Here is a 22,554-nt window from a genome sequence, read left to right on the forward strand (position 1 = left end):
GCCTTGAAAAAAGGAAGGGCCGGCTAAAAAGCAAAAACGCTTCCTGGCCGGCCCTCCCTTTTAAACAACAAGACCTGTTCAGGTCAGTGCATCCGCATGCTGGCGAACGTAGGTATTGTATGCTTCCTGCGTCCACTGTTCATAATCTTCCAGTTGAATGCCCAGTTTATTGTCTCGCTGGATCTCCTTATCATCACGCACATCCCAATAGCCTTTTGTCAGTGACCGGATGTTTATGTTGGTCTCCTGCTTTGCAGGATCATAATCTTGCGGATAGCTGGAATAATTGCCCATCGCTAATTCCTGAATGCTCCGTTTAACGTTTTCCTTAGTGTGTTTAGACATGGTTTAAACTTTTGGTTCAAAGTAGTAAGACCAAAAGTTATTCCGGTTAGTGTAAGATTTACATTAATTAGGAAAGCTTTATACTAATGTTTTGTTAAAAAGCCTGCAGCGGCGGCTATATTATGATGTGCCAAACAGTCTTTGCAGTTTTTCTTTCTTCAGTATTTTTTGTCCCTGTTCCCCGCTTGCAATCAGCGTATCACCGCACCGGGCCTCGTACCGGCAGGTGAGCGCGTGCCCTTCCAGCCGGATGAGGGTAGCGGTAAAATGCACGGTGCTGCCCACTTTGGCGGGTGCATGGTGCTGCACCGTTATCATGGTGCCAATGCCTTCCTCGTCGGCCTCTTTCATATCCAGCACAAACAGGCGGCAGCACCATTCCGCATCCCGCGCCAGCGCAAAAGTGCTGTAAACCGGGTGTACCGCGCCGGTTTCAAAGGTGGCGCAGTCGGCTTCCCGTACGGTGCGGGTAAAATGTTTTTGATCGCCGGGTTGAAAACAGGATCGCATAATTGTTGACTAATTCCACAGATTATTGTACCACCAGCACGGGTATTTTTACCTGGTGCCTTACTTCGTTGGCGGTTTCGCCAAACACCCAGTCCCGGATGCCGGTGTGGCCATGGCCGCCCAGTACCAGGAAGTCCGCCTTTTCCTCTTTTACGATGCGCACAATTTCCTTGGCCCGGTGCCGGTAGCCCAGCACGCCTTTGGCCGGTATGTTGCGCTCGCGCAGCAGGGCAACGTAGGTATCCATCTGCTCCTGGTCCTTCCGGGTCTCAAAGTCATCGGACTCTTTGCCAAAATACCTGGCGGAGGCGCTTTCCACGATATGTATCAATATATATTCCGTTTGTTCGTTACCGTAGGCCACGGCATTGCTGATCACCTGCTCGTCCTGTTTGCTGAAGTCCAGCGCCATGGCGATCCGGTTATACTGCGGCTTTTCCATGGGGCCAAGGGAGAGCTGGGAGGGGTGTATGCGCACGGATGCCGTTTGCCGGTACCTGCTCAGCAAAGGGTATACAACTGTGATAACCAGCAGCAGCACAAAGCCCACACCCCCTGCAATGATGAGGGCATCTATCCAGCCGTTGCCGCCTTGCGTAATGTAACTGTAAGCTTCTGTAAACACCATGCGCAGGTTCAGGTATACCAGTATGCCGGTGATCAGCCAGCTCACTGCTTTTGTTAATGGTTTAACGGCGTACTCGCCCATCGTGCTTTTGTCGCTCACAAAATGGATGAGCGGGATAATGGCAAAGCCCAACTGCAGGCTTAGCAGCACCTGGCTGAACACCAGCAGTTCGCCCACCTTGTCATCGCCCGCTATCAGTATGGTCAGCAGGGCGGGCACAATGGCCAGCAGCCGCGTGATAAGGCGGCGCAGCCAGGGATTGATACGCAGGCGCAGGTAGCCTTCCATCACGATCTGCCCGGCCAGGGTACCGGTAACGGTTGAGCTCTGCCCGGCTGCTATCAGCGCTACGGCAAACAGGATGGGCGCTACTTTGTTGCCCAACAATTGTTCCAGTAGCTGGTGCGCGTCCTGTATCTCGGCAATATCTGTACGGCCTGTTTTAAAGAATACGGTGGCTGCCAGTATCAGGATGGCGGCATTCACGAAAAAAGCTAGGTTCAAGGCTACGGCGCTGTCTATGAAATTCAGCTTCAGCGCCTGTTTAATGCCGCCATTGTCCCGCTGTATCTTGCGGGTCTGTACCAGTGCGGAGTGCAGGTACAGGTTGTGCGGCATTACGGTGGCGCCTATAATGCCAATGGCGATGTACAGCGCGGTATTGTCCGGTATGCCGGGCACAAAGCCGGTCACTACTTCAGACATCAGCGGTTTGGCCAGCACCAGCTCTGTCAGGAAGGAGATGCCCACAATGGCCACCAGGCTGATGATAAAAGCCTCCATTTTGCGGATGCCGTAGCGTTGCAATATCAGCAGCAGGAAGGTGTCCAGCACGGTAATGCTCACGCCCCAGGCCAGGGGCAGCCCGGTAAGCAATTGTATACCGATGGCCATGCCCAGCACTTCCGCCAGGTCCGTGGCGGCAATGGCCACTTCCGCCAGCAGGTACAGCACAAAGTTAATGGGGCGCGGATAGGTTTCCCGGTTGGCCTGTGCGAGGTCGCGGCCGCGCACAATGCCCAGCCGGGCGCTCAGGCTTTGCAGCAGCAGGGCCATGAGGTTGCTCATCAGCAGCACCCACAGCAGCTTGTACCCGTACTGGCTGCCGCCGGCCAGGTCCGTGGCCCAGTTGCCGGGGTCCATGTAGCCTACGCTTACCAGGTAAGCCGGTCCGAAAAATGACAGTAATTTTCTCCAGCGCGAACGTGCAGTGGTATCTACGCTCTGATGTACTTCACTCAGCGAGGTTGTGTGATCCATAGATTAATTCATTACAGCGGCCTTACCATGATGTTCTTGCTTACCTGTTCACTAATGGTGAAGGCCGGTTGATTCCTGATCTTTATTTCAATTGAATTGTCAAATTCATATCGTTCTATTATTTCCAACTGGCTGCCCAGGCGGATGCCTTTGGCGGTGAGGAACTCCAGCAGGGCGGTGGACTTGTCGGACACGGCCGTTACTTCCAGCCGCCGGGCGCGTGCCTGGTCCAGGGACACCTGTGTCCGTTGTTTCCCCATTTTGCCCTGCGCATCGGGGATGGGGTCCCCATGCGGGTCTATGGTAGGATTGCCCAGGAACTCGCTCAGCCGGTTGATCAGCTTTTCGCTCCTGACATGCTCCAGCTCCTCCGCCAGTTCATGCACCTCTTCCCAACTGAAGGCCAGCTTTTCTACCAGGAAGCATTCCCACAGCCGGTGCCGGCGTATAATATGCAGCGCCGCCTTTTTACCTTCGGAGGTGAGGTTAATGCCCTGGTATTTCTCATAATCTATCAGCTTTTTTTCCTTCAGCTTTTTGGCCATATCCGTTACAGAGGCCGGCTTGGTGTCCAGCTCATAGGCCAGGCCGGTGGTGGTCACAGATTCCTGGCTTTCCTCCAGCTTGTAAATGGATTTAATGTAATTCTCTTCCGCTACCGATAAATTCATCCGTTAATTTTTTGTCTTTTACTTCGTTCACTATGTCTTGCTTTTGTCTCAGTGAACGCTTCGCGTTTCAAAGGTCAGATGGAACTACGCATGATAAAATTTTCATTTCTCTGTGGATTATAATGTAAATTTCATCATGCTTCGTTTCACAAGGTCTAAAATAAAATTTAGGCAAATCTAATAAATTAAGCCGAAAGCGGTTAACTTATGATGTTTTTTTTGATTTGTCATGCACTATATATCAAAATTATCTTTAACTTTTCAGCCATAATCATTCAACACAACGCATGAACAGGTTGCTGATTCTATTACTGGCGGTGGGCATACTGGCGGGTTGCGGGTCCGGGAAGGATCGTGCGAACGGTGATAACCCGCTGACCTTTGAGGATTTTGAGGCGCTGTTCCCCGAAAAGGAATTGCCTTACCGGTTAATGGCCGATTCGCTGGGGCAAAACCCAGCCGATACGCTGGTGCTGAAACCGGCGGTGCTGCAACAGTTCCTGACGGACACGATGGCGGCGGCGGATTTCCCGGAAAAGGCCACGCCGCGGTTCTTCCCCCTGGCGCACTTTGAAGGCGAGCACCTGCATTATTTTGTAGTAGAGGCCGTAAGCAAGTCACGGGCGGCAGCCTACCTGTGTTTTACAGACAAGGAGGGCCGTTACCTGAACCGGGTGCTGGTAGCCAGCAAGGCGGCCGGCAGCAAGGACCGGCTCAGCTTTACGCTGGACAGCAAATACCTGGTGAAAATAAGCACGGAAATGCGGCTGGGCCCTTCTCATACTGCACTGAAGGAAGATTTTTACATGGCTCAGCCTGACGGGCAGCTTACCCTGATCATGACCAACTCCAACGGGCCTGCCATGCCAGGCCAGATCTTTAATCCCATCGATACCTTACCCGGCAAGCATAAATTTTCTGCAGACTATACTTCCGGCGACCTGAATATTATCTCCATCCGCGACGGCCCGGACCCCAAGACCTTCCTGTTCTTCATTTCCTTTTCACGGGAAAACGGGAGCTGCAAAGGGGAATTGAGCGGCACCGGCCATTTTACCGGGTCTAACCGGGGAGAATACAAGGACAAGGAAAGCTCCTGCGGCATTGCCTTCCAGTTCTCCTCCCGCCGGGTCAGCATCCGGGAGATCGGCGGCTGCGGCGCCTACCGGGGCATTAAATGTCTTTTTGAAGGAAGTTTTACAAAAAAGAGAATTAATAATTAAGAATCGTAGCACAAGTGTTTCAGCGTAACACAGGTGTCGAGGATATTATTAATTCTTAATTATTAATTGTTAATTACCGGGCGGGGAATCCCGGGTCAGCTTTCACCTCCGCTATCTGCATGGTATGCCGGCCGCTGTGGGCGGATATCAGCAGCAACATCTGGTAGGCGTCCAGGGGAGAATTGGGCATGTCTACCACATGGTTGCGCAGGTCGTCGTCGGTGTTTTTCACGTAATCCATCACTTTGTCACGCTGTTCGGTAAACGCCTGTATAGCGTCTGCTGTAGTAGGGTAGGTGCCTTTGGGCTGTATAAACTCTGGCGCTTTGCCTTTTTTACTGCGGTCCCCGGCCATTTTAAGCAGGTCCTCGTCCGTAGCTTTGATGGCTTTGCGCTTTTCCGGGTCTGCCGGTTGGATTTTCCCGGATTGCAAAAAGTATTTATTGACCGCCTGTTCCCAGGTGCTGCCCCAGCAGCTCCCGGAAGGAAGCGCGGGTAATGAAACGGGCGCCTAAAGAGGCGAGGTGGTCCGTATATACCTGGCAGTCCACCAGCGCCAGCCCGCCGGCCTGGATGAAACTGATGAAGGCGGCCTTGGAAGCATTGCTCACCAGGGAGAACATGGATTCCCCGAAAAAGCAGCGGCCCAGTTGAATGCCGTACAGGCCGCCTACCAGCCTGTTTTCCTGCCAGCACTCCACGGAAAGCGCGTACCCCTGCCGGTGCAGTTGCGTGTATGCCTGCTGCATGGCGCTGGTGATCCAGGTGCCGTCCTGACCGGGGCGGGGCACCCGGCTGCAATGGGCGATCACCTCCTCAAAACGCTGGTTGATGGTAATGCGGAAAATGCCTTTTTTCAATACCTGCCTCATGCTGGAAGACACCCGCAGTTCCTCCGGGAACAATACAAAGCGCGGGTCCGGGCTCCACCATAATATGGGCGGCTCGCTGTACCAGGGAAATATGCCGGAATGGTAAGCCAGCAGCAGCCTTTCCGGGGAGAGGTCGCCGCCCATGGCCAGCAGCCCATCGGGCTCGGCCATATGTACCGGGGGAAATATCAGGTCTTGTGTAAGCGAGAAGATCATGCTCAACCTTCCACGGCTTCTTCAATGGTGGCGCTGATGCCCCTGTCCAGTAGGGCTTCGCACATGGGGCGCAGTTGTGTATACTCGCCGTGTTTAACTGCGTACTTGCCGTTGTAGTGAATAAAGAGCGCGCACTGTTCCGCCTGTTCTGCCGTGTGCTCGCACACTTCTATCAGGGACTGTATTACCCAGTCAAAGGTATTTACCTCATCATTCCACACAATTAGGCTGAAGGGGAACTGCTCGTCTTCTGCGATCAGGACTTCTTCCCATTCTCTGGTCAATGTGCCTGTTTCTGTACGTTGACTCATGGTAGTTTACGCGGCTTTTTGGCAAAATTACAGTTATTATCCAGAAAAGGTAGTGGTTGCGCATGAAAGGAATACTAGCGGTTCGGTATTAGTCATTAACGATTAACAATTAATTTGTAAGTTGCATATACAATAACATTAGGTGGCGCTGTAAATCGTACGTATATGCTGCAAGTATTGAAAGGCACGGTTTTATTACTGGATATCAGTTTACCGTTGAAGGACCCTATACCCATTTTTTCGCTGGTGCTGTTCATTATCTTGCTGGCCCCCATCATCCTGCGCAAATTTCGTATACCCAGCATTATAGGGCTCATCCTGGCGGGCATGGCCATTGGCGACCACGGTTTCAAGATCATAGAAAAAGGCAGCATAGACCTGTTCGGGAAAGCCGGCCTGCTGTACATCATGTTCCTGGCCGGCCTGGAGCTGGACATGGCGGAGTTTCGCAAGAACCGCCACCGCAGCATTATTTTCGGCGCGTTTACGTTCCTGATACCGATAGCGCTGGGCTACCTGGTGTCTGTTTACCTGCTGGGCTTTGATTTCATGGCTGCTATGCTGATTTCCAGCATGGCCGCTACCCATACGCTGGTGGCTTACCCCCTGGCCAGCCGCCTGGGCATTACCAAAAACGAAGCGGTGACCGTGGCGGTAGGAGGCACCATCATAACGGATACGGCTGTACTGCTGATCCTGGCTGTTATTACCGGCGCGGCAGCCGGGCACCTGGACACTTATTTCTGGATACGGCTCGGCGTATCGCTGGCTGTTTTTGCCACCATTATCCTGTGGATATTCCCCATGATCGGGCGCTGGTTCTTCAAGAAGATCAAGGACGACAGCACCTCTCACTATATTTTCGTACTGGCGTTGGTGTTCCTCGCGGCTTTCCTGGCGGAGCTGGCCGGGGTAGAGGGCATTATCGGCGCGTTCCTGGCCGGGCTGGCGCTGAACCAGCTAATACCGCATACTTCCCCGTTAATGAACCGTATTGCTTTTGTGGGCAATGCCCTGTTCATTCCTTTCTTCCTGATCAGTGTGGGGATGCTGGTAGACCTGCAGGCGCTGCTCAAAGGCTCCCGGGCCCTGATCATTGCCGGGGTGCTGATCGTTATGGGGCTGGCCAGCAAATGGCTGGCCGCGCTGTTTGCCCAGTGGGCGTTCAAATATTCCCCTACCCAGCGCAAGCTGATCTTCGGGCTTACTACCGCCCGCGTAGGGGCTACCATTGCGGTGGTGATGATCGGCTTCCGGATGGGGCTGATCCATGAGCATGTGCTGAACGGCACCGTGATACTAATACTTATTACCTGCCTGGTAAGCTCCTTTGTAACGGAGAATGCGGGCCGCAAGCTGGCTATTATAGATGCGGAGCGCAAGCCGGAAATGGACGGCGGTCCCGAGCGCATCCTGGTGCCGGTATCCAACCCGGCCAGGATAGAGGCCATGCTGGACCTGGCCGTGATGATCAAGGACCCGCAGGCGCAAACCCCCATCTACCCGCTGGCCGTGGTGCAGGACAACGAGGAGGCCAGGGAAAAGGTGCACGTGACGAATAAAATGATGGAGGCGGCCGTGATACATGCCGCCACCACGGAAAGCCCGGTGCAGGCCATCACGCGCATAGACCTGAACGTGGCAGATGGTATTGCGCGCGCTGCCCGGGAGTTGATGGTAACGGACGTGATCCTGGGCTGGACGGACAAGACCAGCACCACGGACCGCCTGTTCGGCTCCATATTCGGCACTACGCTGGACAATGTACTGCAAAGCGTATGGGAAACGGTATACGTATGCGATTTCCACCACCCCATGAACACGGCCAAGAAAATGGTGCTGGTGCTGCCCCGGAACACGGAGTATGAGAAGGGCTTCCTGCATTACCTGCAAAAGATGATCATGCTGGCCAGGCAGATAGGCGTGCGCCTGGTGGTGTACTGCCAGGATAAAACAAAAAACGCCATAGAGGCCTACATACAGCAAACCAAGACCAGCGTGGAGATCGCCTTCAAATATTTCGGGGAGATAGAGGACTTCCTGGTGCTGTCCCGTGAAATTACCCCGGACGACCTGCTGGCCGTGGTGTCCGCCCGCAAAGGCACGCTATCCTACAGCCCCTACCTGGAACATATCCCGGCCAAATTAAGCCGGCATTTCCGGGAGAATAACGTGATCCTGGTTTTCCCGGAACAGATGGAAATAGACTTTTTGGAAGCAGGCGTGCAGCCGGAAGACCTTACGCTGGCGCCTATACAGGAGCAATTGGCCAACCTCAACAAGCTGGGAAAGGCGGTGAAGCGGATATTCAAAGGCGGGAAGAAGTAGGCACCGGCATTGCGGCCGTTACCGGTTAACCTTCATACGTGTGAAATTCCGTAATGGTCAGGTAATACCCATCAGGATCTCTCAGTGAAAATTCCATTTTCCCGGAGTTGGGATTCAGGTGGATATCTTCTTCAACAGTGCCTCCTGTTTTTTCGACGTTTTGACGGATGCTGTTCAGATGCTCTGTCCGGAAATAAAGAATGAGCCCATTTCCAGGCGTAATTTCGGGGTTCATCATAGTAGGATGCTCATGTGATCCCCATTTATGAAGGCAGATCAGCACCTCATCATTTTCTGTTACCAATATATCGAACTCCTTTCCGCCGTGCATACTTTTACATCCAAGTAGTGCTTGATACCATCGGGAGCTGGCTTCAACATCTTTTACAGCTATTATCGGGTCAAGTTTTGCCATTGTGTGATTTTTTTATCGGTGGATGTGTTTGTTTGGATGTTCCATATTATTCAGAGCGCGCCAAACAGGCAGTTACAGGCAAAAAAAATGCAAGTGGCCATTGTAGCCACTTGCAAAACCGGTGGGAGTTGACGGGGTCGAACCGCCGACCCTCTGCTTGTAAGGCAGATGCTCTGAACCAACTGAGCTAAACTCCCGGTAAAAGAAGTTTGGAAGGTAATGTGGGAGTTGACGGGTTCGAACCGCCGACCCTCTGCTTGTAAGGCAGATGCTCTGAACCAGCTGAGCTAAACTCCCGGTATTTTATCCCTGGTGTCAACCTTTCGTTTGACGGGATTGCAAAGGTAAAAACTATTTTTATTTCACCAAATTTTTCCTTGCTTTTTCACCGGTATTTTACCACAGTTCCCAGTCCACCAGCTCATTCACCCATTCCTGCCGGAAAGGGGTGGTCACTTTAATATAATTGTCCGTATACCCTTCCATCATGCCGTCCTTGTTATGCGATTCAAACAGCACCTTACGGGTTTGCCCGGTATGCTGTGCGGTGAAATATTGCAACTTTTTGTGGCTCAGGTTGCGCAGCATTTTGTTGCGCTCATGGCGCCGGGCCATGGGCACCACCGGCTCAATGTCTAGCGCCAGGGTGTTGGCCCGCTCTGAGTAGGTGAATACGTGCAGGTAAGACACGTCCAGCGCGTGCAGGAAATCATAGGTTTCCCGGAAATGCGCGTCGCTTTCAGAAGGGAAGCCCACAATAACATCCACTCCTATGCTGCAGTGCGGCATGAACTGCCGGATCAGCGCTACCTTTTCGGCATACAGCTCCCGGCGGTAGCGGCGGCGCATCAGACCCAGTATCTCGTTGCTGCCGCTTTGCAGCGGTATGTGAAAGTGCGGCATAAAGCGGCGGCTGTTGGCCACAAACTCAATGATCTCGTTGCTCAGCAGGTTTGGCTCAATGGAGGAGATGCGGTAGCGCTCCACGCCTTCCAGGCGGTCCAGCTCCTGTATCAGCTCAAAAAAGGTCTCTTCCCTCTTCTTGCCTCCATGCAGCCCTTTGCCGAAATCGCCCAGGTTTACGCCGGTCAGCACAATTTCCTTTACCCCGCTGGCGGCCAGCGCCTGCGCATGCTGCAGCACCTGTTCCACGCTGTCGCTGCGGCTTTTGCCCCTGGCCATGGGAATGGTGCAGAAGCTGCAATTATAGTCGCAGCCGTCCTGCACCTTCAGGAAAGTGCGGGTACGGTCGTGCAGGGAGTAGGAAGTATGGAAGGAGCTGACCTCGCTGATATCGCAGGAGCAGATGCGGGCGCTGTCGCCCTTGGTGAGCGTTTTCAGGTGCTCCGTGATGTTGAATTTCTCGGCGGCTCCCAGCACCAGGTCCACGCCCTCAATGGAGGCGATCTCCTCCGGTTTCAACTGGGCATAGCAGCCGGTGATCACCACCATGCTTTCCGGCGCGCGGCGCTGTATGCGCCTTACCAGTTGCCGGCATTCCTTGTCCGCGTTGTCGGTCACAGAGCAGGTATTGATCACATATACGTCTGCCAGGCCGTCAAAATCCGTTTTCACAAAACCGTCCTGTTCCAGCAACCTGCTCAGGGTGGAGGTCTCTGAAAAGTTCAGCTTGCAGCCCAGGGTATGAAATGCCACTGTTTTTGCCGGTGTCATAAGGAGGGCAAAGGTATGAAAAAAAGCAAAAAGGGGCCTGGCGCATTAAATGCAGAAAAAGATCTAAGTTTAACGGGTTGATAGCCGTCGTTATAAATAATTCATCCACAACATGAAACTGGGGACAATACATAAATACTTTCCTATGCTGGTGCTGGCAGCCGTATTGCTGCTGGTATGGCGCTGGCGGCAGGGGCAGAGCGACCAAACTGCTGCACAGCCTGCCAGTGAAGCCGCTGAAGCTGCTCCGCCTGCAAGGTCGGCCAAGGCCCATGACGCCGGTTTTGACCGTACCGCTCCCCTGGAGTTTACTGCGCATGCCCGCTGCCGCATGGCCTGCCGCCAGGTTACGGCGGCAGAGATCCGGGAGATCATGGCCAGGGGCCGTATCGATCTCAGCCGGTCCGACCTGCAGGACAAACCCTGTCCTACCTATGCCCTGGAGGGTTATTCGCAGGAAGGGCAGCATTTGCGGGTTGTATTTGCGCCTTGCGGTGAGGTGACCCGGGTGGTTACCTGCATAGACCTGGACAAAGCATGGAAATGTAATTGTAATTAACACTTTTCAGTCATACTTAACTTGAATATTGGCAATTGTTGTTTAATTTTCCGGTTTGGTGATCACTAAAACCGGGATGGAGTGCTTATGAATTTGCTATTGAAACTGGTACGGGTAATATACCTGGTATATGCGGCGGTACTGTGGCTGGGAATCATGTTCCTGATATTGCCGTTCATTTTCCTGGCTTCGCTGCTGGGGAAAGTAAGGGGAGGGAATATTACCTTTTACTTCCTGCGTTTATGGGCTCACCTGTGGTTTCCCCTGGTAGGCATCTGGGTAAGAAAGATCAACAGGGACCATAATGAAAAGGGCAATTTCCTGTATGTGGTGAACCACCGTTCCTACCTGGACGCCTGTATTGCAGTAAAAGTGATGCGCCTGCCTTTCCGGCCCCTGGGCAAAATTGAAATGAAGAAAATACCCTTCTTTGGTTTTATATACAAGCAGTCGGTAGTGCTGGTAGACCGTTCTTCCGCAAAGGGCCGGGCCAGCAGCGTGCGCGAGATGATGTGGATGATCCGCAAGGGCATTTCCATCCTCATTTTCCCGGAGGGCACTACCAATGAGACCGACCAGTTGCTGACCCCGTTTCATAACGGCGCGTTTCGTATAGCCATTGAAACGCAAACGCCGCTGAAACCCGTTTTATACCTGGATAGCGGTACCCGCCTTCCCCATAAAGGGTTGCGCCTGTCGCCCGGGCGCTGCCGGGTGCTGTTCCTGCCTTCCATACCGGTGCAGGGCCTTACCATGAACGATCTGCCTGCATTGAAACAGCAGGTGTTTGATGTGATGGAAACTGCACTGCGGCAATATACGCGCTATCCCGACGTTGAGTTGCAGGAAACAACATCATGAAGTACGCAGATGTAATATTACCACTGGCATTGCCCAAGAACTATACGTATGCCATCCCGGAAAACATGGAGGCGGCCATACAGGCGGGCAGCCGGGTGGCCGTACAGCTCGGGAAGCAGAAAAAATATGCCGGTATCGTAAAGGCGGTGCATACCCAGGCGCCGCTGGACTACAAGACCAAGCCCATACTGGACCTGCTGGATAAAGATCCCGTAGTATACCCGGCACAGTTAGCTTTCTGGAGCTGGATAGCCGGCTATTACATGTGCAGCGAAGGGGAGGTGCTCAATGCCGCGCTGCCCGCGCACCTGAAGCTGTCCAGCGAAACGGTGCTGCTGTATAACGATGCTTACGGCGATGATTTCACGGCGCTGGATGAAGATGAATACCTGGTGGCGGAAGCCCTGCATATGCGGAAAGAGCTGCGTATCGAGGAAGTGCAGATGATACTGGATAAGGCAGACGTTTACTCCACCATCAAGAAATTAATAGAGAAGAAAGTATGCCTTATATACGAGGAGCTGAAAGAGGTATACAAGGAGAAGAAGGAGAACTATGTGCAGTTGCATGCGGTTTACGAGCAGGAGGAAAACCTGGCCGCCCTGTTCAACGAAATGGGCCGCGCGCCCAAGCAGATGGAGCTGCTGCTGGCCTACCTGCACCTGCTGAAAACGCAGGGCGCCGTGCTGCAGAGCGAGCTGCTGAAAAAATCCGGCGCTTCCGCCGCCCAACTGAAAGGGCTGGTGGACAAGAATGTGCTGTGGATAGAGAAGCGCACGGTAGACCGTGTACCGGGAGGCAAGGCAACCCTGCTTAACGACCTGAGCCTGAGCCCCGCCCAGGAAACCGCCCTGCAGGCCGTGCGCCGGAGCTTTGAGCACAAGCCGGTGACCCTGCTGCATGGGGTTACCTCCAGCGGTAAAACGCAGTTGTATGTAAAGCTGATAGAAGAATACCTGGCCACCGGCCGCCAGGTGCTGTACCTGCTGCCGGAAATAGCCCTTACTGCACAGATCATCCGGCGCCTGCAAAAGCATTTCGGTAACAAAATAGGCATCTACCATTCCCGCTTTAATAATAATGAACGGGTGGAGATATGGAACAAGGTAAAGAGCGGCGAGCTGCAGATCGTGCTGGGCGCGCGCTCCAGCCTGCTGCTGCCGTTCCGCGACATCGGCCTGATCATACTGGACGAAGAGCATGACGCTTCTTACAAGCAGCAGGACCCGGCGCCCCGCTATCATGCCCGCGATGCAGCTATCTACTACGCCGGCCTGTTCGGGGCCAAAGTGTTGTTGGGCTCTGCCACGCCCTCCCTGGAATCCTATTTCAATGCGCAACAAGGTAAATACGGGCTGGTGGAATTGCTGGAGCGCTTTGGCGGGCTGGAGATGCCGGCCATTGAAATTGTGGATACCAAACAGCCTACCGCGGAAAAGAAGATGCAGGAGCATTTTACCCCGGCGCTGGTAGCCGCCGTTTCCCAAAGCCTGGCCGCGGGCCGGCAGGTGATCCTGTTCCAGAACCGCCGGGGCTATGCGCCTTTCCTCCTGTGCACCACCTGCGGCTGGATACCGCACTGCCGCCAGTGCGACGTATCGCTTACCTGGCACCGTAACCTGGACAAACTGCATTGCCACTACTGCGGTACCCAGTACCCGTACCTCTATACCTGCGCCGCCTGCGGCAGCCAGACGCTGGTGCCCAAAAGCTTTGGCACGGAGAAAATAGAGGAGGACCTGCAGCAACTGTTTCCCCAGGCCCGCATCGCCCGCATGGATGTGGACGCGGTGCGGAACAAGGACAGCCATAATAAAATGATCCAGTTGCTGGAAGAACGGCGTATAGACATCCTCGTGGGTACGCAGATGGTGGTGAAAGGACTGGATTTTGAGAACGTGAACCTGGTGGGGATACTGAGCGCGGACAGCCTGCTGAGCTTCCCGGATTTCCGGGTCAATGAGCGCGCTTTCCAGTTGATGGAGCAGGTGAGCGGGCGTGCCGGCCGCAAGCACGACAAGGGCCGGGTGCTTATACAGGCCGCCAACGTCCGCCACCCGGTGCTACAGTATGTAACGGCACATGACTACAAGGGCATGTATGAAACGGAGATCGCCGAACGGCAGCGTTTCGGCTACCCGCCCTTTATACGCTTGCTGAAGATCACTGTGAAACATAAGAAGCAGACCACTGCCGAACAGGCGGCACATGTGTTGGGCCACTGGCTGCAACCCCACCTGGGACCGCAACTGGTAGGACCGGCTGCCCCGCTGGTGAGCCGGGTGCGCAACAATTATCTGCAGGAAATGCTGGTAAAGCTGCCCCGCGATACCAAAGCTATTGCCCAGACCAAACAATTACTGAAAGAGCATTTCATCAAACTGCAGGCGGAAAAGAAATTCCGGTCGGTGGTGATAGTGGCAGATGTAGATACTATTTAGTGTGCCCGTCAAAGCGGTTCTCCCGCCATTTCCTTAATAGCATCCGATTCATAGATATGGGTGCCGCGCTCTCCTTTGACGGCCGCGGCCATCATGGCTTTGGCAACCGTGGAAGCCCTGATGCCCCGGTACTTTTTCCAGCGTCCCTGCAGCAGGAAGTAAAACACCTGCACCAGCCACTGGCCTACCAGGGCGCCGGGCCGCAGCTCCTGGCGCTTTCCCAGCAGGGCGGAGGGACGGAAAATGTGCAGGCTGCCAAAATCCAGCCGGGTGACGGCCTGCTCGGTTTCCCCTTTGGTGCGCAGGTAAAAGAAACGGGAATGCACATTGGCGCCCACGGACGACATGAGCAGGAACTGGGGGAAGCCCTGCCGTTTGGCCAGTGTAGCGCAGCGTACGGGAATATTGAAATCCACCTGCCGGAACTGTTCCTGGCTGCCGGCCTTGCGCCGGGTGGTGCCAATGCAGCAGAACAGCACGTCGCCGTGCAGGGCGTCCGCCAGGCTGGCTTCATCTTCGAAATCCACAATAATGCTTTCCAGCCCGGCCCGCTGCTTCAGCGAGGGCCTGCGCAGCAGCACCCTTACCTTGTCAAAGGCCGGGTTGTGCAGCAGCAGGTTTACCAGGTGGCTGCCGGTAAGGCCGGTAGCGCCGATCACAACTGCAGTTTGAGGCATTGTTCTGTTAGGTTATCTTTGTTCCTTCGTTTATAAAGTTAAGTTATTGAACACGTAATTATGCAGGTATCCGAAAATGTTTTGCTACAGCCCTATAATACTTTTGGCATCCGGGCGCAGGCCCGTTATTTTATGCCCTTTGCCGATGTGCAGCAGTTGCAGGCCGTGCTGCAGGATGCCCGCTGGCAGGCGTTTCCGCGCATGGTACTGGGTGGGGGCAGCAATGTGCTGTTTACAAGGGACTTTGACGGGTTGATGCTGAAGAACGAGCTGAAAGGCATTACATTGTTGCGGGAAGATGATGAGTACATCTACGTAAAAGCGGGCGCCGGCGAGAACTGGCACCAGTTTGTGCTATACTGTATTGAACGGCAGTGGGCGGGGCTGGAGAACCTGTCCCTGATACCCGGCAACGTGGGCGCCAGCCCTATGCAGAACATCGGGGCTTACGGCGTGGAGATCAGGGATTATTTTCATGAACTGGAAGCCTGGCACCTGCAGGACCATACGCTGGTAACCTTCAGTAACGCAGACTGCGCCTTCGGGTACCGGGAAAGCGTGTTCAAGAAACAGTACAAGGGACAGTTCGCTATTCTTTCCGTTACCTATCGCCTGCGCAAGCAACCCCGTTTTAATACCAGCTATGGCGCTATAGAAGAAGAGCTGCAGCGCATGGGCGTCCGGGAACTGTCCATCCGTGCCATCAGCCAGGCAGTCATCAATATCCGCAGCTCCAAGCTCCCTGATCCTGCACAGGTAGGTAATGCCGGCAGCTTTTTCAAAAACCCCACCGTTGGCGCCGCACAGTTTGCCGCTTTAAAAAGCGCGCATCCCGGCATTGTGGCCTACCCGGTAGCGCAGGACCAGCACAAGCTGGCTGCCGGCTGGCTGATAGAGCAATGCGGCTGGAAAGGCTTCCGCAGCGGGGACGCCGGTGTGCATGCCCGCCAGGCCCTGGTATTGGTCAACTATGGCCATGCCAGCGGGCAGGAGATCTACCAACTGTCGCAGCAGGTGCTGGACAGCGTGCAGGAAAAATTCGGTGTGGAACTGGAGCGCGAGGTGAACATTATTTGAGTGTGATATGCTCCACTATTTTCTCCGCATGTTCCCTGGAGTTCTCAATGAACCATACATGGGTATCCATGCCCCCGCACACTACGCCGGCCAGGTAAATGCGGGGCATATTGGTTTCCATGGTGTCCGGGTTGTAGGCCGGGTACCGCTTGCTGTCGGCAGATAAGGTGATGCCTGCTTTTTCCAGGAAAGCAAAGTTGGGCTGGTACCCCGTCATGGCGATCACATAGTCATTGTCCACGGTCACCTCGCCTTCCGGCGTAGAGATGTCCACGGTATCCGGGTGTATGGCTTTGATCACGGAATGGAAATAGGCCTTGATGGAACCTTCCTTGATACGGTTCTCAATATCCGGCCGTACCCAGTATTTCACCCGGTCACCGATACCGCTTTCCCGCACTACCATGGTTACATCCGCGCCCTTGCGCCAGGTTTCCAGCGCAGCATCCACAGCGGAGTTGTGGGCGCCTACCACGATCACTTTCTGCATGGCATAAAAATGCGGGTCTTTATAGTAGTGCCTGACCTTTGGCAGGTCCTCGCCGGGCACATTCATCAGGTTGGGTATGTCATAGAAGCCGGTAGCGATCACCACATGCCGGCCCCTGTAAATGTGCCGCGGAGTTTTTACCTGGTACAGGTCTCCATCCGGCGCAATGGACAGCACTTCTTCAAAGAGCCGTACCTGCAGCGCTTTGGAGGTAGCCACCCGCCTGTAATATTCCAGCGCCTCCGGGCGGGTGGGCTTGGCATTGATGGACATGAAGGGAATGCCCCCGATCTCCAGCCGCTCGGAAGTGGAAAAGAATGTCATATTCAGGGGATAGTTGTACAGTGAATTGACCAGGCAGCCTTTTTCCAGTATTACATAGCGCAGTCCCGCTTTTTGTGCTGCCAGCCCACAGGCCAGTCCTATAGGCCCTCCGCCCACGATCACGATATCATACGTTGTATCCATAGGGATAAAATTACTACAGCGTGGCCATATAGTCCAGTAATTTATGCATCCCGGCATTGGCTGCAGTGGCCAGTCCGCTCAACTGCGTAATGGTAGCGGCGTCCTGGATGTAAGGGGCCGGCTTTAGCTCCTGCGCTCCTGCCGCCGCCATATCCGCCGCATCCTGGGGTCTTACCTCCAGGTGGAACTGCAGGCCCACTACCTTGCCTTTATATATGAAAGCCTGGTGAGCGCAGGCGGCGGTAGCGGCAAAACGTGTAGCCGTTGAAGGGAGGTCAAACGTATCGCCGTGCCAGTGAAACACGTTCAACTCCGGCGGGAAAACAGTTGCGGGGAAAGTATCGCTGCCCGGGCTGATGAATTGTACGGGAAACCAGCCGATCTCCTTTTCAGGGTTGGGATACACGCGGGCGCCCAGCGCCGCCGCAATGAGCTGTGCGCCCAGGCAGACGCCCAGCACTTTTTTCTGCTGTTGTATGGCATCGGCAATGAACTGTTTTTCAATGCGGAGCCAGGGATGCTGCTCCGTTTCATAAACGCCCATCGGCCCACCCATAATGATCAGCCAGTCTATATCCTGCAGGTCCGGCAGCACCGGCGTTTCATACCAGCGGGTAGCCGTTACGGTGTGGCCGTGCTCCTGTATCCAGTCGCCAATGCAGCCCAGTCCTTCAAAGGGCACATGTTGAAAGTAATGTATACGTAGCGCTTGCATCCTGTAAAGATAACATACGGTTATCGTACCACGGCCATGGCCACCCGGTAAAATTCGTAGCCCCTTATCTTACGGGCTTTTTTCCCGAAATATCTTTCCCGGTAGTCGGCGGCGCCTTCGTCAAACACCAGTTCCATATTGTACCCTGCCAGGAAGTGGGGCAGGTAGGAGGGGTCCAGCCCTACGTTCCAGGGCTCGGCTATCCTTTTCAGGAGACGGTCCACATTCACCGCGCCGTAGTAGGTGCCGGGATCTTCCAGTACCCGCCGGTCCACGTAATTGAAGATGATCCGCGTGCCGGGCGGAAAGGCCTGGAAATAGCGGAACATGGTATTGCCTACGCTGGCGGTCAGGTTATTGGTAGCGCCTTCCCAGATGAACAGCGTTTTGTAATGCGATCCCTGCATCAGGCCGGTAATATGGGTACAGGGATGCTGGTTCTTAAAATCCATCGCTATATAATCCACGTGTGTATAGGGGCCCTGCCGGACCTTTGACAGTTGCTCCTGCTTGAATTGCTGGGTAATGGGCCGGTCCACTTCCACAAACTGCACCCGCTCCCGTATCCGCAGGCGGTGGGCCCGGGTATCCAGGCCGGCGCCCAGTATGATCACCTGGTTAATGCCGTGGTCCCGGATGGTGTTGACGGTCATTACATCTATCAGCCGGGTCCTGGCCACTACGGCGGTTTGTGAGCCGGGCCAGCAGGTATTGATATACCAGGGCACAAACCAGCGGAAGAAGGGCCAGGCGGAAAGCGATGCCCACATTTTCAGCGCCGGGGGCAGAAAATGGATGGCATAAGGGTCATGGAACAGCCGCTTGCGGGCCGGGCGGTTGGACTCAATGGCGCGAAAGAAAGCGATCAGTACAGTAGACCTGCTGGCACGAGCCTGTCTGCGCATATACAGGATTTTGGTTATTGCATATTTTCCAGGCTTGCCTCGATCCGGTGGATCTGCTGCAAATGCCGTTCTGTATGGTAAATCAGGTAATACACCCATTCCATCCTCGTCATATACCCGAAGCTGGCATGTTCCGTGCCCCTGCATAGCCAGTCTGCCGGCTCTTTGGCCAGTATGGCCTTTATGCACTCCCGGTTGTGGCGGAAAGCATTGCTGAATGTGGCGATATCCTTGTAGCCGCCCTCCAGTGTAGGCGGTTCTCCCAGTACAAACAGCCGCTTGTCAAAGTCCATAAAGCTTTGGCTGATCTGCGCCACCTTGCTGTTGGGCGCCCGGTCCTTTACCGGTTCTGCGGGGCCCTGTAATGTGCTGGCTACCTGCTGCTCGGCTATCAGCATATGCTCTGCACAATCCATAATGCTCCAGGCCGTTTGCTCGTTCTTCATATGCAGCCTGTCTGCCGGCATTGTATCCAGGATGTCCAGGAAAAGCACGGTATTGTTGTCCAGGTCGGTATGGAGTTTATGAACATCCGGTATCATGGTCATTGTTTTTTGCTTTCACGCGGGCCATGGCCACCCGGTACCATTCATACCCCTTCATTTTACCGGCGCGCTTTCCGAAGTACAGCTTCCTGTATTCTGTGGTGCCGATATCTTCTTCCAGCTCCATATCATAACCGGCCAGGAAATCTCGGATACCGGCGGGGTCCAGGCCAAAGCTCCAGTTATCATTACTTTTTTTCAACAGTCTCGTCATACTCGCAGCCCCAATAAACATGCCCGGATTTTCCAGTACCTGTTTGTCTACATAGGTAAATATGATCCGGGTGCCGGGCGGAAAGCCCGCAAAATAGCGGAACATCTTATCGCCGGTAGCCCCGGTCAGGGAGTTGCTGACGCCTTCCCAGATGAACAGGGTCCTGTAATGAGGGCGTTGCAGCAAGCGGGGGATCACCTCATCCGGCTGCTGGATGGCCATGTCCATGGGCACGTAGTCCACCGGGCGGCGCTGGTAGGGCAATGCCGCCAGCACGGCCTGCTTGGCTTTTTGCGCCAGCGGATGATCCACTTCCACAAACTGTGCTTTTACCTCCTGCAGCCGGTGCGCCCGGCAGTCAAATTCAGCGCCCAGTATCACCACCTGGTTTACGCCGTGGCGCTCTATGGTGCGCACCGTCATCACATCTATCAGGCGGGTGCGGGCGGCGCCGGAGGTAAGCGTGCCTGGGTACAGCTTTTCAATATACCAGTAAACAAACCAGTTAAAAAACGGCAGCCGGTGCAGCCACAGCACAAATTTCAATGAGCGCGGTAAAAAAGCTTTTGCATAGGGATCATAGAACAGACGCTCATCAGCGGGGCGGTTTGATTCTATGGCGCGATTAAATGCTTTGTACAAGGCCATTTTACTGGCGTGGACCAGGTGCATACAGGGGTGTTTTGTTTACTATCTGCAGCACGATGCATACTCGTTGAGCATCAGAGATTAGATAAAGTTATGATCATATGTTTATTGTTGTTGTCACACATTTGTGTGAGTGGCATCATGCAGGTTTTCGTACCTATAAACAAAGCGTTGGTGTAATACTATTTAAGTTACAGTAGAGGCAGGCTATTATTGTGTAATAAAGTTATATTTAGATAACCCGTGAAGACCATACTGCATGAAATGGAATATCCTCCCCGCCGGAATTATGATCATGGTTGTGGTATGCCTATGCCCTCAAGGAGTAAAAGCCCAGCTAACAGACAGCCTGCGCAGGCAGAACCTGCAGGCGGTTACAGTAAAAGCTGTTAAGCCCCTGATAGTAATGAAGGCCGGTAAAATCGTACTAAACGTGGCAGAAAGCCCCCTTGCTGCCGGGGGTACTGCTTTGCAGGTCCTGTTGCAAGCCCCGGGCCTGGTAGAGCAGGGCAATGGCCGCTTTGCACTCCGTGGGAAGAAGGTGACCGTTTTACTGGATGGAAAGAGCAGCAGGCTTTCCGGCGAGGCGCTGAAGGAATGGCTGAGCGTTATACCGGCTGGCAGCATTGACAGGGTGGAACTGGTCGCCAACCCGCCTGCCCGATACGACGCCGGCGGCGCTTCCGTTATAAATATCATCACCGCAAAGAACAGGAACCTGGGCGCCAACGGTATGCTCACAGCAGGCGCAGGCGCCGGTCGTTATGCCAGGTACACGGGCGGACTGGGACTGAATTACCGGAATGCGCGTCTGAATATATATGGTAACTATGACTATATGCATAATATGCAGTATTATGAGCTGCGCTCAACAAGATACCTGGCAAACAACACCCATATAGCAGAAAATACCAGCGAAACGCGGGAACGTGACAATCATTCCTTTAAAGCAGGCATGGACTATGATATTACACGGCGCAGCTCCGCCGGCATCATGATAAAGGGAATGTTAAACTACAGGTACCGGCAGGTACATACGAGGTCAGGAAAAGAATATGGAGCTGCAATGCCGGATTCCTTTTCCACGGTCGCTACCACCGGCGATCTGCGACTCTTTAACCCTGCCCTGAATGTTTACTATAAGGTGGACTTTGACACTACCGGCCGGCAGTTGATGGTGAATGCGGATTATTTCGATTATAACAAGGCATGGAGTGATAACTTTGTCACTGATTTCTATGATGAAAAAGGAACGGCATCCCGTCAGCCCTATCTGCTGCGAGATAACTCTCCGGCAGACAATACGATTATTTCCCTGACAGTTGATTATTCCCAACCGTTTTGGAAGGGAAAACTGGAAGCAGGCATTAAAGGCACTTTTACCAGTACGGATAATGATATAAAATGGGAACAGCAGATAGGGAAAACATGGAGCACGGACAGCAGTAAAACCAATCACTTCATTTACCGGGAAAATATTTCTGCCGGTTACCTGGGCTATCGCCGTACCATAAAGAAATTTGACCTCCAGGCCGGTCTGCGGGCAGAACATACCTATATGAAGGGCTCTTCCGTAACATTAGGCCAAACCAGCAAAAGAGAACAGCTCAACTTTTTCCCCACTGTCCTGGTGTTGTATAACCAATCCGAAGAGCACCAGTACGGTTTCTCTTACCGGAAAAGCATAGAGCGTTTCAGCTTTAATATTGTAAACCCCTTTATAACCTATGTAAGCCAGTATTTCTACTACCAGGGAAACCCGGCTATCAAACCGTCCATAGGTCATGCTTTTGAATTGTCATATACTTATGATAACAAGCTGTCTGCCACACTCAGCTACGAGCGTTATACCCAGGTGCTGACCGATATTTACAGGAGGGACACGGGACAGGTAGTGGTTAGCACCTATGCCAACCTGGATGGCGCTCACTCCGTGAATGCCAGCCTTACTTATTCCAGGCAACTGCTGGCCGGCAAGTGGCAGACCGTGAACACGGCAATAATGATGTATTCCCGGTATGAGGGGAAAGGAGCCCAGGAACTGAACAATACAGGAGCCGGTGTGTATGTCAATACCAGCAATACCTTTAAAATGCCGGCAGGATTGTCGGGGGAACTGTCTGCCACCTGGTATTCTCCCATGACATTTGGAGTATATAAAATGAAATCCCGCTATTCTATGAATGCAGGTATTGCCAGGAGCATGCTGCAAAATGCGGGTAAGCTCACGCTCAGCGTAACGGACATTTTTAATACGTTAAATATCCGGTACAACGTTGCATCTTTCGGCGTTATATCTTCCTATGAGAATAAAATAGAGTCCCGTTTCATAAAGCTGACATTCAGCTACAAATTCGGAAACCAGCGTGTAAAGGCCGCCAGCAGCCATAAAACGGGCATTGAAAAGGAGCTGAGGAGAATGGGAGGGTAATTGATCATCCATTTTGCTATATATCAGCGGAAGCCGAAAAGCTGTAGAATAGAGTAGGCGGATCAATCTC

At 53.6% G+C, this 22,554-nt stretch carries 22 protein-coding genes and 2 tRNA genes; 7 read left to right on the top strand and 17 right to left on the bottom strand.

Going from position 1 to position 22,554, the window contains the following annotated elements:
* Positions 1-78 precede the first annotated feature (78 nt).
* The 4 genes from LX66_RS27920 to LX66_RS27935 form a co-directional block, all read right to left on the bottom strand.
* Complete coding sequence (locus LX66_RS27920) at positions 79-345, bottom strand: hypothetical protein (RefSeq protein ID WP_145719677.1); 267 nt, start codon at positions 343-345, stop codon at positions 79-81.
* A gap of 120 nt (positions 346-465) precedes the next feature.
* Positions 466-855 carry a thioesterase family protein gene (locus LX66_RS27925; protein WP_145719679.1) on the bottom strand — a complete coding sequence of 130 codons (390 nt, stop codon included), beginning with the start codon at positions 853-855 and terminating at the stop codon, positions 466-468.
* 22 nt (positions 856-877) lie between these two features.
* Positions 878-2,743 (bottom strand): Nramp family divalent metal transporter, encoded by a 1,866-nt coding sequence (locus tag LX66_RS27930; protein ID WP_145719681.1) that lies wholly within the window; start codon positions 2,741-2,743, stop codon positions 878-880.
* Between the two features lie 11 nt (positions 2,744-2,754).
* A complete protein-coding gene (locus LX66_RS27935; RefSeq protein ID WP_145719683.1) occupies positions 2,755-3,414 on the bottom strand; it encodes a metal-dependent transcriptional regulator in 660 nt (219 codons plus the stop codon).
* Between the two features lie 287 nt (positions 3,415-3,701).
* On the opposite strand from LX66_RS27935, the gene LX66_RS27940 reads away from it, so the two are divergent.
* Positions 3,702-4,637, top strand: a complete 936-nt coding sequence (locus tag LX66_RS27940; RefSeq protein ID WP_145719685.1) for a hypothetical protein — start codon at positions 3,702-3,704, stop codon at positions 4,635-4,637.
* Positions 4,638-4,710: 73 nt separating this feature from the next.
* Here the strand turns inward: LX66_RS27940 and LX66_RS27945 are convergent, their stop codons facing one another.
* Genes LX66_RS27945 through LX66_RS27955 form a run of 3 tightly spaced genes read right to left on the bottom strand, consistent with a single transcriptional unit; the run spans position 4,711 to position 6,036 of the window.
* Entirely contained in the window at positions 4,711-5,070 is a 360-nt protein-coding gene (locus tag LX66_RS27945; protein ID WP_145719687.1) for a DinB family protein, read from the bottom strand.
* Between the two features lie 7 nt (positions 5,071-5,077).
* The gene (gene aat, locus LX66_RS27950; protein WP_145719689.1) at positions 5,078-5,725 is read right to left on the bottom strand and encodes a leucyl/phenylalanyl-tRNA--protein transferase; all 648 of its coding nucleotides are present in this window, start codon (positions 5,723-5,725) and stop codon (positions 5,078-5,080) included.
* Positions 5,726-5,727: 2 nt separating this feature from the next.
* The gene (locus tag LX66_RS27955) at positions 5,728-6,036 is read right to left on the bottom strand and encodes an ATP-dependent Clp protease adaptor ClpS (RefSeq protein WP_145719691.1); all 309 of its coding nucleotides are present in this window, start codon (positions 6,034-6,036) and stop codon (positions 5,728-5,730) included.
* A gap of 165 nt (positions 6,037-6,201) precedes the next feature.
* Here LX66_RS27955 and LX66_RS27960 point away from each other — a divergent pair, with 165 nt between their 5' ends.
* Positions 6,202-8,364: a cation:proton antiporter gene (locus LX66_RS27960; protein ID WP_244620537.1), complete on the top strand. Its 2,163-nt coding sequence runs from the start codon at positions 6,202-6,204 to the stop codon at positions 8,362-8,364.
* Positions 8,365-8,389: 25 nt separating this feature from the next.
* Here the strand turns inward: LX66_RS27960 and LX66_RS27965 are convergent, their stop codons facing one another.
* From LX66_RS27965 to mtaB, 4 genes are all read right to left on the bottom strand, one after another.
* On the bottom strand, positions 8,390-8,779 hold the full coding sequence (locus tag LX66_RS27965) for a VOC family protein (protein ID WP_145719693.1): 390 nt from the start codon (positions 8,777-8,779) through the stop codon (positions 8,390-8,392).
* A 122-nt stretch (positions 8,780-8,901) separates the two neighbouring features.
* Positions 8,902-8,976, bottom strand: a tRNA-Val gene (locus tag LX66_RS27970).
* A 25-nt stretch (positions 8,977-9,001) separates the two neighbouring features.
* Positions 9,002-9,076: transfer RNA gene (locus LX66_RS27975), tRNA-Val, on the bottom strand.
* Between the two features lie 99 nt (positions 9,077-9,175).
* Entirely contained in the window at positions 9,176-10,453 is a 1,278-nt protein-coding gene (mtaB, locus tag LX66_RS27980; RefSeq protein ID WP_145719695.1) for a tRNA (N(6)-L-threonylcarbamoyladenosine(37)-C(2))-methylthiotransferase MtaB, read from the bottom strand.
* Between the two features lie 112 nt (positions 10,454-10,565).
* Between mtaB and LX66_RS27985 the strand changes: the two genes are divergently transcribed.
* The 3 genes from LX66_RS27985 to priA all read left to right on the top strand — a co-directional run bounded on the left by LX66_RS27985 (position 10,566) and on the right by priA (position 14,314).
* Entirely contained in the window at positions 10,566-11,012 is a 447-nt protein-coding gene (locus tag LX66_RS27985; RefSeq protein WP_145719697.1) for a DUF4258 domain-containing protein, read from the top strand.
* Positions 11,013-11,099: 87 nt separating this feature from the next.
* The gene (locus LX66_RS27990) at positions 11,100-11,873 is read left to right on the top strand and encodes a lysophospholipid acyltransferase family protein (protein WP_145719698.1); all 774 of its coding nucleotides are present in this window, start codon (positions 11,100-11,102) and stop codon (positions 11,871-11,873) included.
* Positions 11,870-14,314, top strand: coding sequence for a replication restart helicase PriA (priA, locus tag LX66_RS27995; RefSeq protein ID WP_145719700.1), 2,445 nt, complete (start codon positions 11,870-11,872; stop codon positions 14,312-14,314). Before LX66_RS27990 ends, priA begins: the two co-directional genes overlap by 4 nt.
* Before the next feature lie 8 nt (positions 14,315-14,322).
* Here priA and LX66_RS28000 read toward each other — a convergent pair whose 3' ends face one another.
* Positions 14,323-14,991 carry an NAD(P)H-binding protein gene (locus LX66_RS28000; RefSeq protein ID WP_145719702.1) on the bottom strand — a complete coding sequence of 223 codons (669 nt, stop codon included), beginning with the start codon at positions 14,989-14,991 and terminating at the stop codon, positions 14,323-14,325.
* 60 nt (positions 14,992-15,051) lie between these two features.
* Between LX66_RS28000 and murB the strand changes: the two genes are divergently transcribed.
* Complete coding sequence (gene murB, locus LX66_RS28005) at positions 15,052-16,068, top strand: UDP-N-acetylmuramate dehydrogenase (RefSeq protein ID WP_145719703.1); 1,017 nt, start codon at positions 15,052-15,054, stop codon at positions 16,066-16,068.
* Here the strand turns inward: murB and LX66_RS28010 are convergent.
* From LX66_RS28010 to LX66_RS28030, 5 genes are read right to left on the bottom strand one after another with little or no spacing between them, the layout of a single operon-like run.
* A complete protein-coding gene (locus LX66_RS28010) occupies positions 16,061-17,026 on the bottom strand; it encodes a YpdA family putative bacillithiol disulfide reductase (protein ID WP_145719704.1) in 966 nt (321 codons plus the stop codon). The two genes, murB and LX66_RS28010, sit on opposite strands and share 8 nt — an antisense overlap.
* Before the next feature lie 13 nt (positions 17,027-17,039).
* The gene (locus LX66_RS28015) at positions 17,040-17,741 is read right to left on the bottom strand and encodes a type 1 glutamine amidotransferase (RefSeq protein WP_145719705.1); all 702 of its coding nucleotides are present in this window, start codon (positions 17,739-17,741) and stop codon (positions 17,040-17,042) included.
* Positions 17,742-17,761: 20 nt separating this feature from the next.
* Positions 17,762-18,646: a class I SAM-dependent methyltransferase gene (locus LX66_RS28020; protein WP_158642788.1), complete on the bottom strand. Its 885-nt coding sequence runs from the start codon at positions 18,644-18,646 to the stop codon at positions 17,762-17,764.
* Positions 18,647-18,660: 14 nt separating this feature from the next.
* Positions 18,661-19,188, bottom strand: coding sequence for a DinB family protein (locus LX66_RS28025; protein ID WP_158642789.1), 528 nt, complete (start codon positions 19,186-19,188; stop codon positions 18,661-18,663).
* Positions 19,169-20,077 carry a class I SAM-dependent methyltransferase gene (locus LX66_RS28030; RefSeq protein WP_145719709.1) on the bottom strand — a complete coding sequence of 303 codons (909 nt, stop codon included), beginning with the start codon at positions 20,075-20,077 and terminating at the stop codon, positions 19,169-19,171. Before LX66_RS28030 ends, LX66_RS28025 begins: the two co-directional genes overlap by 20 nt.
* 265 nt (positions 20,078-20,342) lie before the next feature.
* Between LX66_RS28030 and LX66_RS28035 the strand changes: the two genes are divergently transcribed.
* Positions 20,343-22,484 (top strand): outer membrane beta-barrel protein, encoded by a 2,142-nt coding sequence (locus tag LX66_RS28035; RefSeq protein WP_158642790.1) that lies wholly within the window; start codon positions 20,343-20,345, stop codon positions 22,482-22,484.
* The last annotated feature ends 70 nt before the right edge of the window (positions 22,485-22,554 follow it).

Origin of the sequence: Chitinophaga japonensis (assembly GCF_007830125.1) — a bacterium.
GTDB lineage: Bacteria > Bacteroidota > Bacteroidia > Chitinophagales > Chitinophagaceae > Chitinophaga > Chitinophaga japonensis.

Bases quoted from the DNA above. Each gene is read 5' to 3' on its own strand.
- LX66_RS27920 (WP_145719677.1), bottom strand. From the start codon at position 345: ATGTCTAAACACACTAAGGAAAACGTTAAACGGAGCATTCAGGAATTA.
- LX66_RS27925 (WP_145719679.1), bottom strand. From the start codon at position 855: ATGCGATCCTGTTTTCAACCCGGCGATCAAAAACATTTTACCCGCACC.
- LX66_RS27930 (WP_145719681.1), bottom strand. From the start codon at position 2,743: ATGGATCACACAACCTCGCTGAGTGAAGTACATCAGAGCGTAGATACC.
- LX66_RS27935 (WP_145719683.1), bottom strand. From the start codon at position 3,414: ATGAATTTATCGGTAGCGGAAGAGAATTACATTAAATCCATTTACAAG.
- LX66_RS27940 (WP_145719685.1), top strand. From the start codon at position 3,702: ATGAACAGGTTGCTGATTCTATTACTGGCGGTGGGCATACTGGCGGGT.
- aat (WP_145719689.1), bottom strand. From the start codon at position 5,725: ATGATCTTCTCGCTTACACAAGACCTGATATTTCCCCCGGTACATATG.
- LX66_RS27955 (WP_145719691.1), bottom strand. From the start codon at position 6,036: ATGAGTCAACGTACAGAAACAGGCACATTGACCAGAGAATGGGAAGAA.
- LX66_RS27960 (WP_244620537.1), top strand. From the start codon at position 6,202: ATGCTGCAAGTATTGAAAGGCACGGTTTTATTACTGGATATCAGTTTA.
- LX66_RS27965 (WP_145719693.1), bottom strand. From the start codon at position 8,779: ATGGCAAAACTTGACCCGATAATAGCTGTAAAAGATGTTGAAGCCAGC.
- mtaB (WP_145719695.1), bottom strand. From the start codon at position 10,453: ATGACACCGGCAAAAACAGTGGCATTTCATACCCTGGGCTGCAAGCTG.
- LX66_RS27985 (WP_145719697.1), top strand. From the start codon at position 10,566: ATGAAACTGGGGACAATACATAAATACTTTCCTATGCTGGTGCTGGCA.
- LX66_RS27990 (WP_145719698.1), top strand. From the start codon at position 11,100: ATGAATTTGCTATTGAAACTGGTACGGGTAATATACCTGGTATATGCG.
- priA (WP_145719700.1), top strand. From the start codon at position 11,870: ATGAAGTACGCAGATGTAATATTACCACTGGCATTGCCCAAGAACTAT.
- LX66_RS28000 (WP_145719702.1), bottom strand. From the start codon at position 14,991: ATGCCTCAAACTGCAGTTGTGATCGGCGCTACCGGCCTTACCGGCAGC.
- murB (WP_145719703.1), top strand. From the start codon at position 15,052: ATGCAGGTATCCGAAAATGTTTTGCTACAGCCCTATAATACTTTTGGC.
- LX66_RS28010 (WP_145719704.1), bottom strand. From the start codon at position 17,026: ATGGATACAACGTATGATATCGTGATCGTGGGCGGAGGGCCTATAGGA.
- LX66_RS28015 (WP_145719705.1), bottom strand. From the start codon at position 17,741: ATGCAAGCGCTACGTATACATTACTTTCAACATGTGCCCTTTGAAGGA.
- LX66_RS28020 (WP_158642788.1), bottom strand. From the start codon at position 18,646: ATGCGCAGACAGGCTCGTGCCAGCAGGTCTACTGTACTGATCGCTTTC.
- LX66_RS28025 (WP_158642789.1), bottom strand. From the start codon at position 19,188: ATGATACCGGATGTTCATAAACTCCATACCGACCTGGACAACAATACC.
- LX66_RS28030 (WP_145719709.1), bottom strand. From the start codon at position 20,077: ATGCACCTGGTCCACGCCAGTAAAATGGCCTTGTACAAAGCATTTAAT.
- LX66_RS28035 (WP_158642790.1), top strand. From the start codon at position 20,343: ATGATCATGGTTGTGGTATGCCTATGCCCTCAAGGAGTAAAAGCCCAG.